The organism is Ornithinimicrobium kibberense (genome assembly GCF_006519705.1).
Taxonomy (GTDB): domain Bacteria; phylum Actinomycetota; class Actinomycetes; order Actinomycetales; family Dermatophilaceae; genus Ornithinicoccus; species Ornithinicoccus kibberensis.
Window position 1 is genome coordinate 33,314 of record NZ_VFXM01000008.1, and the last position, 24,338, is coordinate 57,651.

The following is a 24,338-nucleotide window of genomic DNA, read 5'->3' on the forward strand; positions in this document are numbered from 1 at the left end:
CCCGCGAGGTGACCTTCCAGTGGCAGCAGCACGCGGTGGCAGACGGTCCCTGGGGGCCGTCCACCCCGGGGTGGGGCACCCGCGCACTCGCACGCGGGTCCTGCTGCTGGCGGTCCTGCTCGTCCTGAGCCTGTTCGGCGCCCAGCTCGTGCGCCTCCAGGGCCTGGACGCCGCCAGCGTCTCGGCCGCCGCGCTCGACGGCCGGCTCAACGTCACCGCGATCCCCGCCCCGCGCGGGGCCATCACCGACGTCGACGGCGCCGGGCTCGCCGTCAGCGTCGAGCGCCGCAAGGTCATCGCCGACCCGACGCTGGCCGAGGACTACGTGCTGCGCGACGACGAGGGCGAGGAGGTCGCCAGGGGGTTCGCCGCCGTCGCCCAGGTCGTGGCGGAGGTCACCGGCGAGAAGGAGGCCGACGTACTGCGCCGGCTCGAGGAGCCGCTGGGGGAGCAGTACGCCGTCGTCGCCCCCGACGAGTCGCCCGCCACCTGGCAGGAGCTGCGCTCGCGCAACGTGCGCGGCCTGTCCGCCGAGAACGTCATGCGCCGCGACTACCCCCTCGGCGAGGCGGCCGCCCCGCTCGTGGGCTGGATCGGCGCCGGCGAGATGCCGGCCGGCGGCCTGGAGCTCGTCCACGACGAGCAGCTCACCGGCACCCCCGGGGAGGCCGTCTTCGAGGTCGGTCGCGAGGGGGAGCGGATCACCACCGGCCTCTACCAGGAGGACGACGCCGAGCCCGGCCAGGACGTGCGGCTGACCCTCGACGCCGACCTGCAGTGGTACGCCTACGACGCCGTCCGCCAGCGGGTCGAGGAGGCCGGGGCCCTGTCGGGGTATGCCGTCATCCTCGACGCGCGCACCTCCCGGGTGCTGGCGCTGGCCAGCTACCCCACCTTCGACCCCGCCGACGACTCCCAGACGTCGGAGGGGATGCGCAACGCGGCCGTCGAGGACGTCTACGAGCCCGGCTCCACCGCCAAGGTCATCACCGCCGCCGCCGCCCTGGAGAAGGGGCTGGTGCAGATGGACACGCCGATCGAGGTGCCCGTCCGGCTGCAGCGCGGCGGCACGACCTTCAAGGACGCCGAGGAGCACCCGCTGCGGCACCTGACCTTCGCCGGCGTGCTGGCCCGCTCCTCCAACATGGGCACGATCCTCTACGGGGAGGACCTGGAGGACCAGGAGCTCTACGACTGGTTCCGCAAGTTCGGCATCGGCACGACCAGGGGCCTGGGCCTGCCGGGCGAGTCGGTCGGCCTGCTGCCCGAGCCGGGCACCTGGAGCGCGACCACCCGCTACACGGTGATGTACGGCCAGGGCGTCTCCTCCACCCTGCTCCAGCAGGCCACGGTCTTCCAGACGATCGCCAACGACGGGGTCCGGGTTCCCGCCTCGATCGTCGCCGGCACCACCGACGCCGAGGGCCGCTACACCGAGACCTCGGTGCCCTCCGGGGAGCGGGTCATCCAGGAGGAGACGGCCGAGACGCTGACGACGATCATGCAGCAGGTCGCCAGCACCGGCGGGACCGCGCCGGCCGCGGCGATCGAGGGCTACCACGTCGCCGGCAAGACGAGCACCGCCGACCGCTACGACCAGGAGAAGGGCCGCTACGAGGGGGTGACGAGCTCGTTCATGGGCTTCGCACCCGCCGACGACCCCCGGTTCGTCGTGGCCGTCGCGATCCAGAAGCCGACCCGGATCCACACCTTCGGCGGCGTCATCGCCGGCCCGGTGTTCAGCAAGATCATGCGCTACGCCCTCGTCAAGGAGGGGGTGGAGCCGGCCACCACGGCGCCGCCCACCGTGCCGCTGGAGTACGACCCCGCCGAGCCTGCCCCCGACGGATCCGGTGCGACACTGGGTCGGACCGCGATTCGAGACGAAGGGACCGGCTGAGTGATCCCGTTGACACTCCGCGAGATCGCGGGTGTGACCGGTGGGCGGGTCGTCCCCGCCACCGACGAGACGGCGCAGGTGACCATCACCGGCGCCGTCGTCACCGACTCCCGGGAGGCCGGACCCGGCGGGCTCTACGTCGCCCGTCGGGGCGAGAGCGCCGACGGGCACGACTTCGTCGCGGCCGCCGCCCGGCAGGGGGCGGCCGCCGCGCTGACCAACCGTCCCGTGGACGCGCTGCCCTGCGTCGTCGTCGAGGAGGACCCGCAGCGCCTCTCCGAGCGGCCCGACCGGCCGCCCTACGACGCCGTCACCCGCGCCTTCGCCGCCCTCGGCCGCGAGGTCGTCGACCGGTGCACCGCCGCCGGGGGCCTGCGCACCGTCGGGATCACCGGCTCCTCGGGCAAGACCTCCACCAAGGACCTCATGGCCCAGGTGCTGCAGCGGCTGGGCCGCACGCTGGCGCCGGAGGCGTCCTACAACTCCGAGGTCGGCGTGCCGCTGACCGTCTGCCGGCTCACCGAGGAGACCGCCTACCTCGTCGCCGAGATGGGCGCCTCCGGCCGGGGGCACATCGCCCACCTCACCGCCGTCGCCCCGCCCCAGGTCGCCGTCGTGCTCAACGTCGGCAGCGCGCACCTGGGCGAGTTCGGCTCCCGCGAGGCGATCGGCGAGGCCAAGTCCGAGCTGGTCCAGGCGCTGCCCGCCGGGGGGCTGGCCGTGCTCAACGCCGACGACGAGGTCGTGCGGGGCATGCGCCGGCACGCCGACGCCGCCGGTGCCCGCACCGTGCTCGTCGGGCGGTCCGCCGACTCGGACCTGCGCGCGGACGACGTGCGGCTCGACGAGCAGGGCCGGGCCACCTTCCGCCTGCACGCCCGCGCCGTCGAGGGCGGTGCGCCGGGCACGGACCCCGAGGGCCTGCCCGTGACCCTGCAGGTCGTGGGGGAGCACCAGGTCGGCAACGCCCTGGCCGTCTCGGCCGTCGCCGCCGAGTGGGGTATGCCGTGGGAGCAGGTCGCCGACGCGCTCGGCGCCGCGCAGCCCCGGTCGCGCCACCGGATGGAGGTCACCGCACGGCCCGACGGCGTGACGGTCGTCAACGACGCCTACAACGCCAACCCCGAGTCGATGCGGGCCGCCCTGCGCGCGCTGGCGTCGATGCGCCGCGCCGACGGCCGCACCGTCGCCGTGGTCGGCGGGATGCTCGAGCTGGGCCCGGGCAGCGACGACGAGCACGCCGGCGTCGGCGCACTGGCCGCGGAGCTCGGCACCGACCACCTCGTCACGGTGGGCGGGCTCGCCCGGCCGGCGGGCACGGCATACACCGCCGGCGGCGGAGCCGCCACCACCCACGTCGAGGACCGGCACGAGGCCGCCGAGGTGCTCGGCCGGCTGCTGCGCCCCGGCGACGTGGTGCTGCTGAAGTCCAGCCGGGACTCCGGCCTGCGTCTGCTCGGCGACGAGCTCGCCGGGAAGGGCGACGTCTGATGGTCAACGTGCTCCTCGCCGGGGCGGTGGCGATGTTCGTCGCGCTCTTCGGCACCCCGCTGTTCATCCGCTTCCTCGTCCGGCGCGGCTACGGCCAGTTCATCCGCGACGACGGCCCCACCAGCCACCACACCAAGCGGGGCACGCCCACGATGGGCGGGGCGGTGATCATCGGCGCGACCCTGCTCGGCTACGGGATCTCCCACCTGGCGCTCATCCTGCTCGACATGTCCGGCTTCGTGGAGGTCACCCACAGCCGGTTCACCATCAGCGCGCTGCTCGTGCTCTTCCTCATCACCGGGCTGGGCTTCATCGGCTTCCTCGACGACTACACCAAGATCGCCAAGCAGCGGTCCCTGGGCCTGACGTCGGTGGAGAAGCTGGCCGGGCAGACGCTCGTGGCGGTGATCTTCGCGATCCTGGCCCTGCAGAAGCCCGGCGACGCGACCCGCAGCCCGGCCTCGACGGCGATCTCCTTCGTCCGCGACACCTCCTTCGACCTGGCGGTCGCCGGGCCGGTGCTCGGCACGATCCTGTTCATCGTCTGGGCCAACCTCCTCATCGCCGGGGCGTCCAACGGGGTCAACCTCACCGACGGCCTCGACGGGCTCGCGACCGGGGCCTCGGTCATGGTCTTCGGCGCCTACTCGATCATGGGGATCTGGCAGTACAACCAGAACTGCCAGCTGGCCCCCGGCCCCAACTGCTACGACGTCTCCGACGCCCTCGACCTGGCGGTCGTGGCCGCCTCGGTCGCGGGGGCGACGTTCGGCTTCCTGTGGTGGAACGCCTCCCCGGCGAAGATCTTCATGGGCGACACCGGCTCGCTGGCCCTCGGCGGCGGCCTGGCCGGCCTGGCGATCACCACGCACACCGAGCTGCTGCTGGCCGTCCTCGGCGGGCTGTTCGTCCTCATCACCCTCTCGGTCATCATCCAGGTCGCCTCGTTCAAGCTGACCGGCAAACGGGTCTTCCGGATGGCACCGCTGCAGCACCACTTCGAGCTGCTCGGCTGGGCCGAGGTGACGATCGTCATCCGGTTCTGGATCATCGCCGGCATCTGCGTGGCCATCGGGCTGGGCCTGTTCTACGGCGAGTGGGTGGCGAACCTGTGACCGCGCCGCTGGAGGAGCTGACCCACCGCGACGCCGACTGGGCCGGTCTGCGCGTGCTCGTCACCGGCCTGGGGGTCACCGGCTTCGCCGCCGCCGACGCGCTGATCCAGCACGGGGCGCAGGTCACCGTGCTCGACGCCGGCTCCGGCGGGGAGCGGCAGGAGACCCAGGCCGGGATCCTCGGCATCCTCGGCGCCGACGTGCGGCGCGGGGCCGAGCACGTCGCCGGCTGGCCGACCGCCGACGGCGGCGGCGACCTCGAGGTCGACCTCGTCGTCACCTCGCCCGGCTGGCGGCCCGACCACCCCGTCCTGACCGGCGCCGTCGACCGCGGCGTACCCGTCTGGTCCGAGGTCGAGCTCGCCTGGCGGCTGCGCCCCCGCGTCGGCGCCGCCCCCTGGCTGGTCGTCACCGGCACCAACGGCAAGACCACGACCGTGCAGCTGCTCGCCTCGATCCTGCAGGCGGCCGGGCTGCGGGCGGCCGCGGTCGGCAACGTGGGCACCCCCGTGCTCGACGCCGTGCAGCACCCCGAGCCCTACGACGTGCTGGCGGTCGAGCTGTCCAGCTTCCAACTGCACTTCACCCACACGATGAGCCCGCTGGCCTCCACCGTGCTCAACCTGGCCCCCGACCACCTCGACTGGCACGGGGGCCTGGAGGCCTACGCCGCCGACAAGGCCCGCGTCTACGAGCGCACCCAGGTGGCCTGCGTCTACAACGTCGAGGACCCGCGCACCGAGACGATGGTCGAGCAGGCCGAGGTCGTCGAGGGCTGCCGTGCCGTCGGCTTCACCCTCGGCATCCCCGGCCTGTCCATGGTCGGCGTCGTCGAGGACGTGCTGGCCGACCGCGCCTTCGTCGAGGAGCGGGCCACCTCGGCCGCCGAGCTGGGCACCCTGGCCGACCTGGCGAAGGCCTCCGGCGGCGACGGGTCCACCCCGGCCCCGCCGCACCTGGTCGCCAACGCCCTCGCCGCCGCCGCGCTGGCCCGGGCCGCCGGCATCGCCCCTGTCGCCGTCCGCGAGGGGCTGCGCTCCTTCCGCACCGACGCCCACCGCACCGCGATCGTCGCCGAGGTCGACGGCGTCACCTGGATCGACGACTCCAAGGCGACCAACCCGCACGCCGCCCAGGCCGCCCTCGCCGCGCACGAACGCATCGTCTGGGTCGCCGGCGGCCAGCTCAAGGGAGCCGACGTCGACGAGCTCGTCCGCCTGGTCTCCGGCCGGCTCTCCGGCGTCGTGCTGCTCGGCTCCGACCGCGACCTCGTCGCGCAGGCGCTGGCCCGACACGCGCCGGATGTCCCCGTCCACGACGCCGGGGTCGCCGACCATGGGGACATGGACGGCCTGCACGCGCTCATGGACCGGGTGGTCGCCCGGTGCGCCGAGCTGGCGTCCCCGGGCGACGTCGTGCTGCTCTCGCCGGCCGCCGCCTCCCTCGACATGTTCCCCAGCTACGGCTCCCGCGGCGACGTCTTCGCCGCGGCCGTGCGCCGCCACCTCGGCCTGGGGGAGCAGGAGGGGGTATGACGACCACCACCCGTCCGCGCACGCCCGGTCCCGCCGGGCCCGGGTCCGCCCGGGGCGGGGGCTCCGCCCCGGGCGGCGCGACCGCATACCCCTCCCGAGCCCGAGCCCGCCAGGGCTGGACGATGGAGTCGGTGGGCGACTGGCTGCGCTCGCCGGTGGCGCCCTACTACCTCGTGCTCGTCTCCGCCGGGCTGCTCACCGGGCTCGGCCTGGTCATGGTGCTCTCCGCCAGCAGCGTGCGGTCCTACGTCGAGAGCGGCAACAGCTACACCGTCTTCCTGGCCCAGGTGTTCTACGCCGTGGCCGGCGTCGCCCTGGCCGCGCTGGGGGCGCGGCTGCCGGTCGTGGCGTGGAAACGGCTGGCCTGGCCCGCGGTGATCCTCGCCCTCGGCCTGCAGGCCGCGGTGTTCACCGGCATGGGCGTGGAGTTCCAGGGCAACCGCAACTGGATCGAGATCGCCGGGCGCACCGTGCAGCCCTCGGAGTTCGGCAAGCTGGCGCTCGTCGTCTTCGGTGCCGCCGTGCTGGCCGCCAAGCGCAAGGTCGTGCACCGCGTCTGGCAGGCCAGCGTGCCGCTGGTCTTCCCGGTCGGGATCGTCCTCGTCGGGCTGGTGCTGCAGGGCAAGGACCTGGGCACCGGGATGATCATGCTGGCCATCCTCGTCGGGCTGCTGTGGGCGGCAGGGCTGCCCGCCCGCTGGTTCCTCGGCGTCGGCGCGGTCGCCGTGCTGGGGGTGGCCTACCTGGCCGCGGGCAGCGCCAACCGCATGCAGCGCATCCAGGTCTGGCTCGGCGACGTCTGCGACAGCCCGCAGGTCGACGGCTGCTTCCAGAAGGTGCACGCGGAGTACGCCCTGGCCGACGGCGGCTGGTGGGGCCTGGGCCTGGGGGAGTCGCGGGAGAAGTGGGGGCTGCTGCCCGAGCCGCACAACGACTTCATCCTGGCCATCATCGGCGAGGAGCTGGGGCTGCCGGGGACGATGGGCGTGCTGGCCCTGTTCGCCGTGCTGGCCTACGCCATCTTCCGGATCGTGTCCCAGGCCGAGGACATGTTCACCCGGCTGGCCGCCGCCGGGATGCTCATCTGGCTGCTGGGCCAGGCCGTGCTCAACATCGGCTCGGTCATCGGGATGCTGCCGATCATCGGGGTGCCGCTGCCGCTGGTCTCCTCCGGCGGGTCGGCGCTGCTGGCGGCGCTCATGGGCATCGGCCTGCTGCTGTCCCTGGCCCGCTCGCTGCCCGGGGCTCGGGAGGCGTTGGCCCAGCGCACCTCCAGCCTGGACCGGACGTACGCCGCGGTCACCACCGGCCGCTCGGGCGCCGGCCGCGGGAGCAGGCCGGGCGCGGCGCGCACGACCGGGCGGACCACGCCCCGGACGTCCACGCACGCCACGCCGCGGGCTGCCACGCGGGCAGCGCCGCGGGGGAGCACCCGGGCGGCGCCTCGTCCCCGTGGCGGACCGAAGGGCCGTCGATGAGCCCGCTGTCCGTCGTCCTCGCCGGCGGCGGGTCCGCCGGCCACGTCAACCCGCTCCTGGCCACGGCCGACGCCCTGCGCCGCCGGGTGCCCGACGCCACCATCACCGTGCTCGGTACCGCCGAGGGCCTGGAGGCCCGGCTCGTGCCCGAGCGCGGCTACGAGCTGACGACCGTGCCCAAGGTGCCCTTCCCGCGCCGGCCGGGGATGGCCGCGGTGCGCTTTCCCAGCTCGCTGCAGCGGGCCGTCGGCACCGCGCTGGCGGTGCTGCGGGACAAGGACGCCGACGTGGTCGTGGGCTTCGGCGGCTACGTCGCGACCCCGGCCTACCTGGCCGCCCGACGCGCGGGCGTGCCGATCGTCATCCACGAGCAGAACGCCCGGGCGGGGCTGGCCAACCGGCTTGGGGCCCGGTTCACCACGGCGGTCGCCACGACGTTCGCGACGACCGCGCTGCCCAACGCCCGCCGGGTGGGGCTGCCGCTGCGCGCCGAGATCCGCGACCTCGACCGGGCGGCGACGCGCGCCGAGGGGCTGGCGCACTTCGGCCTGGACGACGGCCGGCCGACCCTGCTGGTCTTCGGCGGGTCGCTGGGGGCCCAGCGGCTCAACGAGGCCGTCGCCGGCGCCGCGGGCGACCTGCTCGCCGCCGGGGTCCAGGTGCTGCACCTGACCGGGGCGGGCAAGGACGTGGACGTGCCGGAGGCCGACCCGGGGACCGGCGCCCGCTACGTCGCGCTGCCCTACACCGACCGGATGGAGCTGGCCTACGCCGTGGCCGACCTGGCCCTGGGACGCTCCGGCGCCGGGACGGTCAGCGAGCTGGCCGCGGTGGGCCTTCCCGCGGTCTACGTGCCGCTGCCGATCGGCAACGGCGAGCAGCGGCTCAACGCCGCAGAGGTGGTGGCGGCCGGCGGCGGGATCGTCGTCGAGGACGCCCTGCTCGACGCCGACCGGGTCCGCTCGACCGTGCTGCCCCTCGTCACCGACCCCGAGCGGCTCGCGGCCATGGGCGCGGCCGCGGCGGAGCACGGGGAGCGGCACGCGGACGACGTCCTCGTCGACCTCGTCCTCGACGCGGCGGGGCACCGGTGACCGGCCGCCCGACGGGCACCGGCCCGACGGGCGGGCGCACCCCGTCCCGCTTCGACCTGTCCGCCGACGTGCCGCCCGCCGCCGCGCTGGGCCGCGTCCACCTCGTGGCCATCGGCGGGTCGGGGATGTCCGGCGTCGCCCGGATGCTCATGGCGGCCGGCGTGCCGGTCTCGGGCAGCGACCGGGCCGACTCGCCGACCCTGCGGGCCCTGGAGGCCGAGGGGGCCACGGTGTTCGTCGGTCACGACGCCGCGCACGTCGACGGGGTCGACACGGTCGTCGTGTCGTCGGCGGTCCCCGAGGACAACAGCGAGATGGCCGCCGCCCGGGAGCGGGGCCTGCGGGTGCTGCACCGCTCCCAGGGCATCGCCGCGCTGCTGCACGGCCGGCCGGCCGTGGCGGTGGCGGGGGCCAACGGCAAGACGACGACGAGCGCGATGACGACGGTCGCCCTGCAGGCGGCCGGGCTGGAGCCGGGCTTCGTCATCGGCGCGCCGCTGGCCGTGGCGCCGTCGGTCGAGCGGGGCGCCGAAGGGAAGGCGGCCGCTGCCGGGGACCCGGCCGCCGCCGTCCCGACCAACGCCGCGCCCGGGGCACCGGGTGCACCGGTGGTCGTCGAGGCCGACGAGAGCGACGGCACGTTCGTCGTCTACCGGCCGCAGGTCGCGGTCGTGACCAACGTCCAGCCCGACCACCTCGACTTCTACGGCACGGCCCAGGAGGTCGAGCGGGCCTACGAGGAGTTCGTCGGCACGATCACGCCCGGCGGGCTGCTCGTCACCAACGTCGACGACCCGGGGGCCGCGCGCCTGGCCGAGCGCGCGCGGCATACCCGTCCCGACGTGGAGGTGCTCACCTGGGGGACCGGTGCGGGCGCGCCCGACGGCGAGGACGACGGCACGGGGGCGGGGCCGGACGTGCTGCTGCGCGACGTGACCTCCCGGGGGATGACGGCGCGGGCGACCCTGCGGGTGCGGCGCGCCGTGGGCCCGTTCGCGCAGGCCCAGGAGCTCGAGGTGGTCGTGCCGGTGCCGGGGGAGCACAGCGCGCACAACGCGACGGCGGCGCTGCTGGCGGCGACCGTGGGCCTGGGCGCGGACCCGACGCGGGTGCTCGCCGGGCTGGCCCTCTTCCCCGGGGCGCACCGGCGCTTCGAGCGGGTCGGCGAGGCGGGCGGCGTCGAGGTGGTCGACGACTACGCGCACAACGCGCCGAAGGTCGCCGCCGTGGTCTCCGCGGCGCGGTCGGCGGCGGACGGGCGACGGGTGGTGGTGGCCTTCCAGCCGCACCTGTTCTCCCGGACGAGGGACTTCGTCGACGGGTTCGCCGCCGGGCTGGCCGGGGCCGACGTGCTCGTCCTCATGCCGGTCTACGGGGCGCGGGAGACCCAGGAGCAGTATCCGGAGGTCACCAGCCAGCTGCTCGCCGACCGGGTCGAGGCGCTCGGCGGACCGGAGCGGGTGGTCGTGGCCGAGAGCCTGGACGCGACGCCGGGGGTGCTCGCCGACCTCGTGCGGCCCGGCGACCTCGTGGTGACCGTGGGTGCCGGCGACGTGACGACGGTGGGGCCGCGGCTGCTGAAGCTGCTGGACGACGACGAGGCGGTGAGCCGGCGGTGAGGTGGGTGCCGGACGCCGTCGCGGACCGGCTGCCGGGACGACGGGGGGAGGGGGAGGAACGGCTGGCCCGCCCGCCGCGGCCGGGGGCCGTGCGCCGCGCCTTCCTGCTGTGGGGGCTGCTCGTGGCCCTGTTCGCCGGCGGCCTGGTGTTCCTGTTCTTCTACTCCGCGGCCTTCGTCGTCGAGGAGATCACGGTCGAGGGCGCCGAGGGCGAGCTGGCCGACAGCGTCGTCCACCACGCCGACATCCCGATGGGCCGGCCGCTGGCGCGGGTGTCCGAGCACAACCTGGCGCAACGGGTGCTCGAGGGGGAGAAGCGGGTGCGGTCGGTGACCCTGGACCGCGACTACCCCTCCTCGATCAGCTACACCGTCGAGCTGCGCGAGCCGGCGCTGGCGCTGCGCAAGGGCAAGCAGACGTGGCTGGCCGACGAGGGCGGCGTGGTCTTCGAGCAGGTCGACGAGGCGTCCAACAAGCTCCCTGCGGTGAGGGTGTCCGAGGAGCCGGCGGACCTGGACCAGGAGACGGTGCGCGGGCTGGTCGAGCTGTGGCGCACCCGCCCCGACCCCGCCGAGCTCGAGGGGGAGCTGGACACGCCCAGGATGGACCGCAGCGGCGCGGTCACCCTGACGGTCGACCAGCTCACCGTGCTGTGGGGACAGCCCACGGACACCGAGAAGAAGTGGCAGGTCGTGCGGGCGCTCGTCGACCAGGAGAGCATCGACCCCCAGGGTTGGGCCCCGCAGACGATCGACGTGCGGACCCCCGACACCCCGTCGGTGCAGGGGATCCCGCCGGCGCCGCCGGAGGGCTGACCGCAGGGCCTGGCGGACACGGAAGGGTGAACCTGAGGTCGAGGTTCACGGTCTCGACCCGGGGTGGGGGTGCCCACCTATGATCGCCGGACGAGCACCACGCACGTCCCAGCACTGATCGAAGCCCCGAAAGGTCCACTTGTGTCCGCTGCGCAGAACTACCTAGCCGTCATCAAGGTCGTCGGCATCGGCGGTGGTGGCGTCAACGCCATCAACCGGATGATCGAGGTCGGCCTCAAGGGTGTCGAGTTCATCGCCATCAACACCGACGCCCAGGCGCTGCTCATGAGCGACGCCGACGTCAAGCTCGACGTAGGCCGCGAGCTGACCCGCGGTCTGGGCGCCGGCGCCGACCCCGAGGTGGGTCGCCGTGCCGCCGAGGACCACACCGAGGAGATCGAGGAGGCCCTGCGCGGGGCCGACATGGTCTTCGTCACCGCCGGCGAGGGCGGCGGCACCGGCACCGGTGGCGCGCCGGTCGTGGCCAAGATCGCCAAGTCGCTGGGCGCGCTGACCATCGGTGTCGTGACGCGGCCGTTCACCTTCGAGGGCCGGCGTCGCGCGAACCAGGCCGAGACCGGCATCGCCTCGCTGCGCGACGAGGTCGACACCCTCATCGTCATCCCCAACGACCGGCTGCTGTCGATCTCCGACCGCACGGTCAGCATGCTGGACGCCTTCCGCTCGGCCGACCAAGTGCTGCTGTCGGGTGTGCAGGGCATCACCGACCTCATCACCACGCCGGGCCTGATCAACCTCGACTTCGCCGACGTCAAGTCGGTCATGCAGGGTGCCGGGTCGGCGCTCATGGGCATCGGCTCCGCCAGGGGCGAGGACCGGGCCGTTCAGGCCGCCGAGCTGGCGATCAGCTCGCCGTTGCTGGAGGCCAGCATCGAGGGGGCGCACGGGGTGCTGCTGTCGGTGCAGGGCGGCTCGGACCTGGGCCTGTTCGAGATCAACGAGGCGGCCCGCCTGGTGCAGGAGGCCGCGCACCCGGAGGCCAACATCATCTTCGGTGCGGTCATCGACGACTCCCTCGGCGACGAGGTGCGCGTGACTGTCATCGCCGCTGGGTTCGACGGGGGAGCCCCGCAGACCCGCAGCGACGAGCGTGCGCTCGGCCAGGTGCAGCCGGGCCGCCAGCCGCAGCAGCAGCGTTCGGCCCAGCAGCCGGCTGCCCAGCAGGCGCAGCAGCGCCCGGTCGGTGCTCCGGGGGGCCCGCAGGGCAGTCAGCAGGGCCGGGCGACGCCCCAGGCCGCGACCCAGCAGGGTGGTCAGTTCGGTGGGCAGGGCGGCGGCCAGCAGGGTCAGCACGGTGCCGAGCAGGGACAGGGCGAGGGCCAGCAGGGCGAAGGAAACCCGCAGGCCCAGCCGGCCCAGGCCCCGCAGCAGCCGGCCCCGCAGGCCCAGCGCCCGGTGCAGCAGCCCCCGCGTCAGGTGACGTTCGAGGACGAGAACGACGACCTGGACGTGCCTGACTTCCTCAAGTGATCAACGACACATCGAGCCCCGCCGGACGTGGTGCTGGCGGGGCTTGATGCGTCCCGTGGCAACCCCCCACCTGCGACGTTCAGGGTTCGTCAAGGTCAGGTAAAGCCTCGGTAAAGGTGACGGGCGGCACACCTGCGACGTAGCCGTTATCAGGCCGTGACGTTGAAGATCAAATTGGGTCTTGCCTTGGAGGAACCTGTGAGGCAGACTCGGCCGTGGCTGGAGCGGGTCCCCACTCCGGTTGACCTATTCACCATCAGCAGGACTCCCCTGGGGGGTAGACCTGCGTCACCCATAGGAGTCCTCATGGCTGCTCTCTTCTACACCCTCGCCACCCTCAAGGCGCGTCTCGGCGACAAGGAACGCGGCGCTGGCGTTGTGGAGTACGCGCTCGTCATCGGCGGTATTTCCATCGTGCTCATCCTGGGCGCTACCGCCCTGAACACTGGCCTAACCAATGTCTGGAATGACATCCGGGCGTACCTCAACGGCCTCGTTACTACTCCCTGATCAAGGTCTTCGCGACCGGCTCGCCAGGGGCACGTGACCCTGGCGAGCCGACGTGGTTGAGCAGCGCAATGCGTCGGTGAGGAACACGGTAGGAGCAGGTTGATGAGAGCCCAGGGCGATAGGGGCGCCGCCGTCGTCGAGTTTGCCCTCATTTTCCTGCTCCTTTTCAGCATGTTCATCGCCGTCTTGGAGGGGGGGAGGCTCTTCTTCCTCCAGGCCAGTCTGGGGTCAGCAGCGCGCGATGCCGCCAGGGTGTTGGCGATCGGTGGGGACCAAGCGGAGGCACTGGCGCGCGCCAACGACGCGTTCCCGTTTGGTTCAGTCGCCTGGGACAGCGCAAACAGCGCAGCATGTCCCCCTCCACCGGCTCCGGATCAGAGCGCGACGGCTTCCCTCACCTACTCCACAGGCATGATCACGGGTTTCTGGCCCACCACGTTCACCCTTCGAGGCACGGGGGCAATGCGATGCAACGGTTGAGGCGAGAATTCCGTCGCCAGCTTGAGGGTGGAGCCACAATTGTCACATTCGCGCTCTTCATGATGATTCTCCTCGGGTTCATCGGCCTGGGCATCGATGGGGCGGCCGTTTACGCGAAGCGACAGCACGTGCAGACTGGGGCAGACGCCGCAGCTTTCGCCGTCGCCCAGGAGTACGCACTCACGGGCTGTGTCGAGGACGAGGGCCTCGCCCTGACCTACGCCAAGCCGAACGTGCCGAACGAGAACGACACCACCGGCATTGACAAGGTCGTTTGCGAAGCGAACTCCGTGCAGGTCGTGGCGAGCGCCGAACAGCCGCCCTTCTTCCTCCAGGCTGTCGGAGCTGATCCAATCCGCGTTCCCGCCTCGGCGACTGTCGAGTGGGGCTCGCCGATCGAGGGGACGTCCGTCATCCCCATTGCGATCTCCTACTGCTCCTACTGGGATGCCTTCGGCGACGCCAACATCGGCGACACCGTCAACCTCAACATCCCGCAGCCGTCGGACCTGACGAGTGGTTGCGACTACGGTGACTATCCTGCCGGCGGCTTCAGTTGGCTCGACCCGACCGGCGGGTGCGAGGCCTTCACGTCCGTGGGCAATTGGGTTCCCGGAGACACCGGAAACAACGTCCCGTCCGAATGCTCGGTGGCTGATTTCCTGCCGCTGATCGACCGGCTCTTTCTTCTGCCCGTCTTCGATGACAACCGGGGTGTGGGAAGTGGCGGTGAATACCATATCGCGGGTTACGCCGGAGTCATTCTAAGAAGTTTCCATTTCAACACGTTGTCCGGGAACCCAAAGAGTGGTGGCACGCCGGCGTGCGCGGGACTGCCCACCGGACCGACGATGTGCATGCTCTTGGAGTTCCAGGGTTACCAGTCCATCGATGAAGAATTTATTCTCGGGCCCGTTACCGATCCCAACACCCTTGTCATCAGACTAAAGGACTAAGCTCTCCTAATGCGTCGCGTCATCGCTGCCCTGGCCGGTGTCATCCTGGCCGTCGTCGGGGCTCTCCTGGTCATCAACTACGCCAACAACGCCGATGAGAGGGCGGCTGCCGACCTGGAAACCGGCCCGGTGGTGGTCGCGCTCGAAGAAATTCCGGTGGGGACGCCGGTAACCGAGTTCGGTGACCGCGTCGAGGTGCGGCAGATCCCCAGGTCTGCTGTCGTCGAGGGAGCGGTTCGGGACCTGCAGGATGTACAGAACTTGGTGATCACCACCGCGACTGTGCCTGGAGAGCAGCTGACGAGGTCGCGGCTCGTGACACCGGAGGAGTTGCGTGCTCGCGGCGAGACTGAGCTGCCCGAGGAGTTGACGGATCACCACCAGGTAACCCTCCTGCTCAACAAGGCGAACGCCTTGGGCGGCAACATCGCCCCGGGGGACACCGTCGGAGTGTTCATGTCCTTTGAGATCGATACTGAAGCGGACGGCGGCGCCGATGATGGGACTGCGAACGAGGAGGCGACCGACGAGGCCGGTAGGCCGCTCGTGGCGGGAGGAAACCAGGTGAACGTGACGGACCTGACCTTGCACAAGATCCCCGTCGTGCGGGTCGAGGGAGCGTTTGTCGCCGACCCTGTGACAGCGGGCGACGCTGGGAACTCGGAACAGGGAGCCGAGGATCAGGTCTTTGTGACGTTGGCCCTGGAGCCTGAACCAGCAGCACGCTTGGTCTTCGCGGCTGAGTGGGGATCGGTCTACCTTTCCTACGAGCCCGAGGGTGCACCCGAGGACGAAGTGCCCAGCATCGTCGTCACCCTTCCCGAGCGCGGCGAGGACGTGCTGCAGTGAGTCACATCATCGCCGCGAGCACGTCAATCGACCTGACCAAGCGGCTCCGACTGGCTTCCGAGGACCGGCTCACCGTCATCCGCCCCGACCAGGTCCCGGCCACGCCAGGTCAGTTGCTGGCAATGTTCGATGAGGACGTCGAGGTGACCACCTTGGTGCTCGATGTGACCGACGGCCAAGTGGACAGGGACCGCGCTCTCGAGTTCAGCCGCCGGTTGGACAGCCAAGCCAACCCTCTCGCCGTTCTTCTCGTCAGCGATCAGCCGGACACTCTGGCGCTCACAGCCATGCGGGCCCGGGTTCAGGACATCGTGCCCGTCGGGATCGGCATCGAAGATTTGCGGGTCACCTTGCGTGCAGCCGAGGAGGTGGCTGGCCGACGAAGCGGAAGGTCGGCCGTCGCGGACGACTCCGCATTCGGACGAGTCATCACGGTCGCATCTCCCAAGGGAGGAGTGGGTAAGACGACGGTCGCCACGAACATCGCGGCCAGCCTGGCCGAGAAGTCACCTCAAGGTACGGTCATCGTCGATCTGGATGTTCAGTTTGGTGATGTGGCTGCGGCCCTCGATCTGGAGCCCACCTACACCCTCGGTGACGTCGCGACGACAGCTGTGCCAGACCTGATAGGGCTCAAGGCACTGCTCACCCAGCACCCGTCCGGGTTGCAGGTGGTGGCCGGCGTCCGGTCACCGGCAGAGGCCGACCGTATCGACCCCCGACTGGTTGGGGAGCTGCTGCAGGTCCTGCGGCGCGAGTTCCGATACGTCGTCGTGGACAGTGCTCCCGGGATGAGCGAGGAGACCTTGACGGCCCTCGACCACACCACCGACCTGGTGCTGGTGACCACCTTAGACGTCCCCGGCATCCGGGGGTTGCGCAAGGAGCTAGACCTGCTCGAGGAGCTCGGACTTCCCCCGCACACACGGCACATCGTGATCAACATGTTCGACCGGACTGGTGGGATCAGCGTGACAGATGCGGAGGCCACGCTGAAGCACAATGCCGACATCGTACTGCCGCGCAGTCCGAGGGTGGCTCGGTCGACGAACCAGGGAACGCCCCTCGTGTCGCTGCACCCGAGGGACAAGGTGTCGCAAGACCTACAGTCACTCGTCTCCCGCTTCGCACCACTGGCTTCCCGGCGTGGCCGTCGAGGCACGTCCCGGATCTGGAGCAAGCCATGAGTTTGAGCGACCGTCTTTCGCGTCCGGAGTCGAACCTGCAGCCCGCGAACGGGCTGGGGAGCGGTGTCTCACCTCTGGATTCCACCACCTCGGCCCAGCAAACCGAAGTTCCGCAGAAGTCCGCCGTGAGGGATGCAGCGGCGGCCCAACGGCCCCTGGGTGATTCGGAGGCCGTCGTGCGGCTCAAGGCCAGTGCGAGGGAAGAGCTTTTCGAACGGCTCGGCGCGCGACTGAGCGACCCGAACATGGCGGAACAGCAGTTGCAGGCGCTCGTGCGGAGCGAACTCACCAAACTCATCCAGGCTTCTACCGTGGCGCTCAAGCCTGACGAGCGCAGATTGCTGATCCGCGAGATCTCTGACGATGTCTTAGGCCTCGGTCCATTGCAGCGATTGCTGGACGATGATTCAGTCACCGAGGTGATGGTCAACGGCCCGGACAACGTCTTCGTTGAGACTGGGGGGCGGTTGCACCGCACCGCGGTGACCTTCACGAGCGACGAGCACCTTCGCCGCGTCATCGAACGCATCGTATCCCGGGTCGGTCGGCGGATCGACGAGTCCTCACCCTTGGTCGACGCGCGGCTCGAGGACGGTTCGCGTGTCAACGCGATCATCCCCCCCTTGGCCTTCACTGGTCCCACGTTGACGATTCGGAAGTTTGGGAAGACTCCGCTGACGGTCAAAGATCTCGTCGAGAAGGGCTCGATGTCCCCCAGCATGGTCGGGCTTCTGCGCGCCTGCGTGGAGGCACGGCTGAACGTCCTCGTGTCCGGGGGCACCGGCACCGGGAAGACGACCATGCTCAACGTCCTGTCGTCCTTCATACCGGGTGACGAGCGGATCGTGACCGTGGAGGACGCGGTGGAACTGCAACTGCAGCAGGACCACGTCGTCCGACTTGAGTCCAGGCCACCGAACATCGAGGGCAAGGGTGCGGTCACCATCCGGGATCTGGTCCGTAACTCGTTGCGTATGCGGCCCGATCGGATCATCGTGGGCGAGGTCCGCGGCGGCGAGAGCCTCGACATGCTTCAGGCCATGAACACCGGTCATGACGGGTCTTTGTCCACCCTGCACGCCAATACGCCCCGGGACGCGATCGCGCGCCTGGAGACCATGGTCCTCATGGCGGGGATGGACCTGCCTCTACGCGCCATCCGTGAGCAGATCTCCTCGGCCGTGGACCTCATCGTCCACGTCAGCCGTCTGCGTGATGGGAGTCGCCGGGTCACGCATGTGACGGAGGTCCAGGGTATGGAAGGAGACATCATCACCCTGCAGGATGCGTTTGTCTTCGACTACGCCGCCGGTGTTGACGAGAACGGCACGTTCCTTGGGACGACCAAGTCGACCGGGATCCGGCCGCATTTCACTGACCGCTTCCACCACCTGGGGATCATCCTGCCGCCTGACATGTTCGATCCGCTCGACGCGTTCGCGGACCGGCGCCGACGATGATCGGTCAGGGGATCGTCTGGGCCGCGGCGACGCTGGTGGCGCTGGCACTCCTGGTGGCCACCTGGCTCGTGACCGTGCCATCCCGCACCGTGCCCGTGAGTCGCCGACGCTGGCAGGCCGTCGAGGGGCAACACACAGGCTGGGGCGCAAGCGTCGTCGATTGGGTCGATCAGAAGGTGGGTCGAAACTCGGTCGTACGCCGATGGGCCTACGCTCTGGATCGCGCAGGTATCCGGCTGCCGATTGCGGAGTTCGTCGTTCTCGTGACGGTGCTGGGGCTCATCACCTTCGCGGTGGGATTCGTCCTGAGCGGCCTATTTCTGGGAATACTTCTCAGTTTCCTGGGCTTCGTCGGCCTGATCGCCGTCATCGCGGTGCGCTCCGAGCGGCGTAAGACAGCTTTCGCAAGCCTGCTGGACGACATCGTCCAGCACCTAGCTACGAATTTGCGCGCAGGCCACAGCACCGTGCAGGCGCTCGAGACGGTCGGTCACGAGATAGAGGAGCCCGCCAGGTCGGAGCTGCTGCGGGCGGTCAAGCAGGTGCGGATCGGACAAGACCTAGGGATCGCCCTCACTGAGACGTCGGAGCGGATGGACAGCGACGACTTCCGCTGGGTCGCCCAGGCCATCACGATCCATCGTCAGGTCGGCGGCAACCTCGGCGAGGTGCTCGACTCGGTCAGCAACACCATCAGGGAGCGGCAGCAGGTGCGCAAGCGGGTCAAGGCGCTCAGCGCAGAGGGGCGAATCTCAGCCTGGGTGCTGCTCGTCCTGCCAATCTTCGTCGGCCTGATGAGTGCCATGATCAACCGCGACTATGCGTCTCTGCTATGGACCCGCCCTCTCGGCATCGCCATGCTGGTCTACGGAGCGATATCGATGGTCGTCGGAGCGCTTTGGATGCGCAAGGTAGTGACGGTGGAGTTCTGATGGGTGATCTGGCTACCACGGTTCTCATCGGGGCGGTGTTCCTGGCCTTGGGGACCCCGCTGGTTGTCTGGGCGATCTTCACTCGCTCAGTCGGTGACCGGCGCACCATGTTGACCAACCTGCAGCGCGAGCTTGACCAGCACCGTGACGGCTCTGAGCCGGACATGTCAGCTGCACCGTCGGCCATGGGCTCGATAGTTCCTCGGCTGGTTCCTCGTCCGCTGCTGCGCAATCTCGACCGGCTCCATCGCCGCGCGGGGCGACCTGCCGGGTGGCCGATGGAGCGGATCCTCGTCACCAAGGTCATCCTTACCGGCACCGGTGTGTTGATGGGGGTTTTCCTCTGGCGAACCCAGCCGTCGGCTCTGAGACTGGTGATCGCTGTCCTCGTGACCGCCTTCCTCGTCTTCCTCCCAGAGATGCTTCTGTCGGTCCGCGCTACCAGGCGGCGGGAACAGATCGCATTGAAGATGCCCGACATGTTAGATCAGCTCTCGATCGCGGTCGAAGCTGGTCTGGGGTTCGAGGGGGCCCTGGCCCACGTGGCACGGAATACCACGGGGCCTTTGTCCGACGAAGTGGTCCGCACCTTGCAGGACATCCAGGTGGGTGTGCCTCGAAAGGTCGCTTATCAGCTGCTTGGAGAGCGCATCGAGTTGCCTGAGCTGCGTCGGTTCCTCCGGGCCATCATCCAGGCCGAGGAGCATGGCATCTCGGTGGCGCGGGTCCTGAGCATCCAGGCGTCGGAGATGCGCGTCACGCGGCGTCTGCGCGCTGAGGAGAAGGCCATGCGGATCCCGGTCCTCGTCGCGCTTCCCCTGTTCCTGTGCATCTTCCCCGCCCTGTTGGTGGTCGTCCTGGGCCCAGCCGTGATCAACATCATTGAGGCGTTCACCGGCGGGCTCATCGTCCCGACCGCTGGATGACGAAGGAGAGAAAATCCCGTGCCACTTGGCCCTGAAGATGTCATCCGCAAGTCGTTCACGTCGTCCCTGATCAGGCGTGGTTACGATGCATCGGAGGTCGACTCTTTCCTGGAGGAAGTTGTCGCCGACCTCCGGCGACGGGACCGGGAGAAGGAAGAGCTGCTCGTCCGGTTGCAGCGACCGTCCGCGGAGGGGATGCATTCGGATCGGATTGCACGGGAGCGTGAGCAGATCGACCTGATCCGAACCGAACGGCAGGAGGTAGTGAGCGAGATGCAGGCATTGAGCGCGCAGGTGGCTGATGCCCAGAGCCGTCTGACGTCGCTGCAGGCTGCCCACGACGATCTACGAGTTGCGTACGATTCCCTGCTGTCGGAGCTGCGCCGTCTACGGCTGGACGCTGAGTCGCGAGTTCAACCCTTGGACCCTGACCAGCGGACGGAACCCACCGGCGATCCGATGGAGGACATCGCGGTGCTCGGTCGACTTGCGCAGCGTCTCCATGATGCTGCCTCGAACAACTCCGGGCGTCCGTCCTGACTTGAACTCTGGATCGGCCGGGGGCATAGCCTGTCACCCGTGTTCCTCTGGCGCGAGCGGATCGACCCGGCCGGCACCGAGTTCGGCGTCGAGTGGGCCTTCACCGACCGCCACGAGGGCTCCAGCCAGCCTCCCTTCGACGGGCTCAACCTCGCCAACCACGTCGGCGACCACGCGGACGCCGTCGAGACCAACCGGCACCGGGTGGCCCACGAGCTCGGGCTGAGGGCGGCCGATCTGCGGTTCATGGACCAGCGGCACGGGTGCGACGTCGCCGTCACTCCCGGTACCCACGACGACCTGGTTCCGGAGGTGGGCAGCCCCGATGCCCCCGCGCCCGCCGTGGACGGGCTCGTCTCCGGCCGCACCGACGAGGCGCTCGTGGTCCTGGTGGCGGACTGCACGCCCGTCCTGCTTCTCGACCGGCGCGAGGGACTGGTCGCCGCGGTGCACGCCGGACGCCCCGGGATGATGTCCGGCGTCGTCCCGGCCACCCTCGCCTGGATGCGCACCCTCGGGGCCAGGGACATTGAGGCCGTCGTCGGCCCGTCGGTGTGCCCCCGCTGCTACGAGGTCCCCGCACGTATGCGCGACGAGGCCGCGCGGGTCAGCCAGGTCGCCCCGTCGGTCAGCTGGACCGGCACCCCGGCCATCGACGTCGCTGGCGCCGTCGTCGACCAGCTCGCCCGCGACGGCGTCAGCGCGCGCTGGCTGCCCGGTTGCACCCGCGAGGACCCGAACCTCTACTCCTACCGACGTGACGGCACCACGGGCCGGTTCGCCGGCATCGTCCGGCTGCTGCCCCCCGAGGAGGTCGCCTGATGACCGACCGCAGGACCGAGCTGCAGGCCAACCTGGGCACCGTCCACGAGCGGATCGCCACCGCCTGCGCCGACGCCGGCCGCGACCCGGCGGAGCTCACCCTGGTCGCGGTCACCAAGTTCTTCCCCGCCGCCGACGTCGTGCACCTCGCCGACCTCGGCGTGCGCCACGTGGGGGAGAACAAGGACCAGGAGGCCGGGGCCAAGGTCGCCGAGCTCCCCGCCGAGGTCCGCGAGCTGCTCACCGTCCACTTCGTCGGCCAGTTGCAGAGCAACAAGGCCGGCCACGTCGCCCGCTACGCCGACGTCGTCCAGTCCGTCGACCGGCCCAAGATCGTCAAGTCCCTCGACCGCGGGGCGGGTGCCGCCCTGGCGGAGGGCGCGCGGCATACCCCCCTCGAGGTGACGATCCAGGTCGACCTGGGGGAGGGGGCCGACGCCGGACGCGGCGGGGCCGTGCCCGCCGACGTCCCCGCCCTCGCCGACGCGGTCGCCGCCGCCGAGCACCTGCGGCTGCGCGGCGTGATGGCCGTGGCACCCCTCGGGCTCGACGAGGACGGCACCGCCGCGGCGTTCCAGCGGCTCGCCGACCTGTCCGCACGCCTGCGCGCCGACCACCCGGAGGCCACCTGGGTCTCGGCCGGCATGAGCGGCGACCTGGAAACTGCTGTGACGCACGGTGCGACACACCTGCGTGTCGGGACCGGAATCCTGGGAGCACGGCGGTAGCGTCGGCAGCGACCGATCCACCACGGGTAGCACGCCCGTACGCACCAAGGAGCTCGCTACATGGCCGGGGCGCTGCGCAAGACGATGGAGTACCTCGGACTCGCCGAGTCCGACGAGCGGTACGACGACTACGACGCCTACCCGGATGAGCCGGCCGAGGCCCACCGCGGCGGCGCCGTGCGCGCCGTCCGGGACGAGGACGACGACCGTCCCGACCAGGACGCCGAGGTCACCCCCCTGCCGCGTCGCACGCCGGTCAGCCAGGTCGTCCGGGAGCCCAAGATGAGCGAACTGAACCGCATCACCACCATCCACCCGCGGACCTACAACGAGGCCAAGGACATCGGGGAGTCCTTCCGCGGCGGGATCCCGGTCATCATCAACCTCACCGACATGGACGACGCCGACGCCAAGCGGCTGGTGGACTTCTCCGCCGGCCTGGCGTTCGGCCTGCGCGGCTCCATCGAACGGGTCACCAGCAAGGTCTTCCTGCTCTCGCCCGAGCACATCGAGGTCGAGGGCGGCACCGCCGAGCGGCAGCGCCAGGGCTCGGGTCCCTTCAACCAGAGCTGATTCCGCCAGCACGTAGGCTGTCCCCATGGTCGGACAGATCCTCTACGCAGTCCTGAGCCTCTACCTGTTCGTCCTCATCGGCCGGCTGGTCTTCGACTGGATCATGGTCTTCTCCCGGGACTTCCGGCCCAAGGGCCCGGTCCTCGTGCTGGCCAACGGGATCTACGCGCTCACCGACCCGCCGCTGAAGGCCCTGCGCAAGGTCATCCCGCCGCTGCGGCTCGGCGGGATCGCCCTGGACCTCGGCTTCCTGGTGCTCATCCTCGCGGTGAGCCTGGCCCGCGGCTTCGCCGTCACGCTGCCGTTCTGACGGCCCACCCGTCGGGGTGCCCCCGGTGCGTTAGAGTGACCCTGCACGTGCAGACCGCGCGTCATCGACCCTGCCCTGACGACCCGTGCGCCGGGCTGCGGCGGTGACTCCCCGACACGAGGTGAAACATGGCGCTGACCCCCGAAGACGTCATCAAGAAGAGCTTCAGTGCGACCCACCTGCGTCGCGGCTACGACGAGACCCAGGTGGACGACTTCCTCGACGAGGTGGTCGTCGAGCTGCGGCGTCTGCTGGCGGAGAACGACTCGCTGCGCACCGACCTCGAGGACTGCCGTGCCAGCCGGGGGATGGGCGGCGACGACACCGAACGCTTCACCCCCGCCGCCGCCGTGCCGGGTATGGAGTCGGGCGCCTCCGACGAGCGCGCCGAGCAGCTGCAGGCCGAGCTGGAGGAGGCCCGGCGCGAGCTGGCCGCCTGCCAGGAGGCCCGCGCCCAGGCCGAGGAGCGGGCCCAGGCCGCCGAGAGCTCCCGCGTCGAGGGTGCCGAGGGTGCCTCTGCCGACCTGGAGGACCTGCGCGGCCGGGTGGCCGCCTCCGACCAGCGCGTCCGTGAGCTCGAGGGTCAGCTCTCCGAGGCGCAGGACCGCGCCCGGTCCGCCGAGGAGCAGGCCGAGCAGGCCCGGGCCGAGGCCGAGCAGGCCCGCCGGGACGCCGAGGAGCGCGCCGCCGAGCAGGGGCAGGCCGCCCCGCTGGCTGCCGCCGCGGCTGGGCCGGCCGCCGGCGAGGAGTCCTCGAAGATCATCTCGCTGGCCCAGCGGCTGCACGACCAGCACGTCGCCGAGGGTGAGACGACCAAGCGTCAGCTCATCGAGGAGGCCGAGGGCTACCGTGACCGCACCGTCGCCGAGGCCGACCAGCGCCGGGACGAGCTGGTGACCACCGGTCAGGAGACCCACGACCGGCTCGTGCACGAGGGCCAGACCCGCCACGACGAGCTCGTCAGCACGGGCCAGGAGACCCACGACCGCCTGGTGCAGGAGGGGCAGACCCGCCACGACGAGTTGGTCAGCACCGGTCAGCAGACCCACGACCGCCTCGTCGACGAGGGCCGCCAGCAGCGCGAGCAGCTCGTTACCGAGGGCCAGAGCCGGCACGACGAGCTGGTCAGCACCGGCCAGCAGACCCACGACCGGCTCGTGGGCGAGGGGCAGAGCTCGCGCGACCAGATGGTCGGCGAGGCCGAGCAGCGCCGCACCGCGATCCTGGAGGAGCTCAACACCCAGCAGAACTCGCTGACCGGCCGGATCGGCGAGCTGCAGACCCAGGAGACCGACCTGCGCGACCGCCTGCGCACGTTCCTGTCCGAGCAGCTCTCCCGCATCGACGGGGACCAGCAGCGCTGACCCCCACCGGGTGGTCACCCCACCCCGCACGTGAGCACGGGCGCCCCGGGACCTCCCGGGGCGCCCGTCGCGTCGCGGCATACCCGGGGGAGGGCGGCGTGGACGCGTAGGGGGCGTCCTCTCCCACCCCCAGGGGTGGTTTGCCGGACGGGACCGGCGTGGC

Annotated in this window: 23 protein-coding genes; all 23 read left to right on the plus strand. The window is 70.9% G+C overall.

Annotated elements, in window-relative coordinates; all coding sequences use genetic code 11:
• The first annotated feature begins 19 nt into the window (after positions 1-19).
• The 23 genes from FJR00_RS08070 to FJR00_RS16520 all read left to right on the plus strand — a co-directional run bounded on the left by FJR00_RS08070 (position 20) and on the right by FJR00_RS16520 (position 24,175).
• On the plus strand, positions 20-1,900 hold the full coding sequence (locus FJR00_RS08070; protein ID WP_141338262.1) for a peptidoglycan D,D-transpeptidase FtsI family protein: 1,881 nt from the start codon (positions 20-22) through the stop codon (positions 1,898-1,900).
• The gene (locus tag FJR00_RS08075) at positions 1,901-3,391 is read left to right on the plus strand and encodes a UDP-N-acetylmuramoyl-tripeptide--D-alanyl-D-alanine ligase (protein ID WP_141338263.1); all 1,491 of its coding nucleotides are present in this window, start codon (positions 1,901-1,903) and stop codon (positions 3,389-3,391) included. It begins immediately after the preceding gene.
• Positions 3,391-4,506: a phospho-N-acetylmuramoyl-pentapeptide-transferase gene (gene mraY, locus FJR00_RS08080; RefSeq protein WP_075958867.1), complete on the plus strand. Its 1,116-nt coding sequence runs from the start codon at positions 3,391-3,393 to the stop codon at positions 4,504-4,506. Before FJR00_RS08075 ends, mraY begins: the two co-directional genes overlap by 1 nt.
• A complete protein-coding gene (murD, locus tag FJR00_RS08085) occupies positions 4,503-6,041 on the plus strand; it encodes a UDP-N-acetylmuramoyl-L-alanine--D-glutamate ligase (RefSeq protein ID WP_141338264.1) in 1,539 nt (512 codons plus the stop codon). Before mraY ends, murD begins: the two co-directional genes overlap by 4 nt.
• Complete coding sequence (gene ftsW, locus FJR00_RS08090; RefSeq protein WP_141338265.1) at positions 6,038-7,519, plus strand: putative lipid II flippase FtsW; 1,482 nt, start codon at positions 6,038-6,040, stop codon at positions 7,517-7,519. Before murD ends, ftsW begins: the two co-directional genes overlap by 4 nt.
• Positions 7,516-8,613 (plus strand): undecaprenyldiphospho-muramoylpentapeptide beta-N-acetylglucosaminyltransferase, encoded by a 1,098-nt coding sequence (murG, locus tag FJR00_RS08095; RefSeq protein ID WP_141338266.1) that lies wholly within the window; start codon positions 7,516-7,518, stop codon positions 8,611-8,613. The genes ftsW and murG overlap by 4 nt, the downstream gene beginning before the upstream one ends.
• Positions 8,610-10,232 carry a UDP-N-acetylmuramate--L-alanine ligase gene (gene murC / locus FJR00_RS08100; RefSeq protein WP_337678388.1) on the plus strand — a complete coding sequence of 541 codons (1,623 nt, stop codon included), beginning with the start codon at positions 8,610-8,612 and terminating at the stop codon, positions 10,230-10,232. The genes murG and murC overlap by 4 nt, the downstream gene beginning before the upstream one ends.
• The gene (locus FJR00_RS08105) at positions 10,229-11,047 is read left to right on the plus strand and encodes a cell division protein FtsQ/DivIB (RefSeq protein WP_141338267.1); all 819 of its coding nucleotides are present in this window, start codon (positions 10,229-10,231) and stop codon (positions 11,045-11,047) included. Before murC ends, FJR00_RS08105 begins: the two co-directional genes overlap by 4 nt.
• A gap of 141 nt (positions 11,048-11,188) precedes the next feature.
• Positions 11,189-12,538: a cell division protein FtsZ gene (gene ftsZ, locus FJR00_RS08110; protein ID WP_141338268.1), complete on the plus strand. Its 1,350-nt coding sequence runs from the start codon at positions 11,189-11,191 to the stop codon at positions 12,536-12,538.
• A gap of 306 nt (positions 12,539-12,844) precedes the next feature.
• Positions 12,845-13,048 (plus strand): Flp family type IVb pilin, encoded by a 204-nt coding sequence (locus FJR00_RS08115; protein ID WP_141338269.1) that lies wholly within the window; start codon positions 12,845-12,847, stop codon positions 13,046-13,048.
• A gap of 102 nt (positions 13,049-13,150) precedes the next feature.
• Positions 13,151-13,528, plus strand: a complete 378-nt coding sequence (locus FJR00_RS16650; RefSeq protein ID WP_141338270.1) for a TadE/TadG family type IV pilus assembly protein — start codon at positions 13,151-13,153, stop codon at positions 13,526-13,528.
• Positions 13,516-14,484 carry a TadE/TadG family type IV pilus assembly protein gene (locus tag FJR00_RS08125; protein WP_272949579.1) on the plus strand — a complete coding sequence of 323 codons (969 nt, stop codon included), beginning with the start codon at positions 13,516-13,518 and terminating at the stop codon, positions 14,482-14,484. Before FJR00_RS16650 ends, FJR00_RS08125 begins: the two co-directional genes overlap by 13 nt.
• 9 nt (positions 14,485-14,493) lie before the next feature.
• Positions 14,494-15,333, plus strand: coding sequence for a Flp pilus assembly protein CpaB (cpaB, locus tag FJR00_RS08130; protein WP_141338272.1), 840 nt, complete (start codon positions 14,494-14,496; stop codon positions 15,331-15,333).
• Positions 15,330-16,520 carry a CpaE/TadZ family protein gene (locus FJR00_RS08135; protein WP_141338273.1) on the plus strand — a complete coding sequence of 397 codons (1,191 nt, stop codon included), beginning with the start codon at positions 15,330-15,332 and terminating at the stop codon, positions 16,518-16,520. The genes cpaB and FJR00_RS08135 overlap by 4 nt, the downstream gene beginning before the upstream one ends.
• Positions 16,517-17,980 carry a TadA family conjugal transfer-associated ATPase gene (locus FJR00_RS08140; protein ID WP_141338274.1) on the plus strand — a complete coding sequence of 488 codons (1,464 nt, stop codon included), beginning with the start codon at positions 16,517-16,519 and terminating at the stop codon, positions 17,978-17,980. The genes FJR00_RS08135 and FJR00_RS08140 overlap by 4 nt, the downstream gene beginning before the upstream one ends.
• Entirely contained in the window at positions 17,977-18,912 is a 936-nt protein-coding gene (locus tag FJR00_RS08145; RefSeq protein WP_141338275.1) for a type II secretion system F family protein, read from the plus strand. Before FJR00_RS08140 ends, FJR00_RS08145 begins: the two co-directional genes overlap by 4 nt.
• Positions 18,912-19,838 carry a type II secretion system F family protein gene (locus tag FJR00_RS08150; protein WP_181409547.1) on the plus strand — a complete coding sequence of 309 codons (927 nt, stop codon included), beginning with the start codon at positions 18,912-18,914 and terminating at the stop codon, positions 19,836-19,838. Before FJR00_RS08145 ends, FJR00_RS08150 begins: the two co-directional genes overlap by 1 nt.
• A gap of 18 nt (positions 19,839-19,856) precedes the next feature.
• Positions 19,857-20,378, plus strand: a complete 522-nt coding sequence (locus FJR00_RS08155; RefSeq protein ID WP_141338277.1) for a DivIVA domain-containing protein — start codon at positions 19,857-19,859, stop codon at positions 20,376-20,378.
• Between the two features lie 39 nt (positions 20,379-20,417).
• Complete coding sequence (locus FJR00_RS08160) at positions 20,418-21,200, plus strand: purine nucleoside phosphorylase YfiH/LACC1 family protein (protein WP_141338278.1); 783 nt, start codon at positions 20,418-20,420, stop codon at positions 21,198-21,200.
• Positions 21,200-21,928 carry a YggS family pyridoxal phosphate-dependent enzyme gene (locus FJR00_RS08165; protein WP_141338279.1) on the plus strand — a complete coding sequence of 243 codons (729 nt, stop codon included), beginning with the start codon at positions 21,200-21,202 and terminating at the stop codon, positions 21,926-21,928. Before FJR00_RS08160 ends, FJR00_RS08165 begins: the two co-directional genes overlap by 1 nt.
• A gap of 60 nt (positions 21,929-21,988) precedes the next feature.
• A complete protein-coding gene (locus FJR00_RS08170; protein ID WP_141338280.1) occupies positions 21,989-22,501 on the plus strand; it encodes a cell division protein SepF in 513 nt (170 codons plus the stop codon).
• Between the two features lie 25 nt (positions 22,502-22,526).
• Positions 22,527-22,811: a YggT family protein gene (locus tag FJR00_RS08175; RefSeq protein ID WP_075958873.1), complete on the plus strand. Its 285-nt coding sequence runs from the start codon at positions 22,527-22,529 to the stop codon at positions 22,809-22,811.
• A 128-nt stretch (positions 22,812-22,939) separates the two neighbouring features.
• Positions 22,940-24,175, plus strand: a complete 1,236-nt coding sequence (locus FJR00_RS16520) for a DivIVA domain-containing protein (protein WP_141338281.1) — start codon at positions 22,940-22,942, stop codon at positions 24,173-24,175.
• The last annotated feature ends 163 nt before the right edge of the window (positions 24,176-24,338 follow it).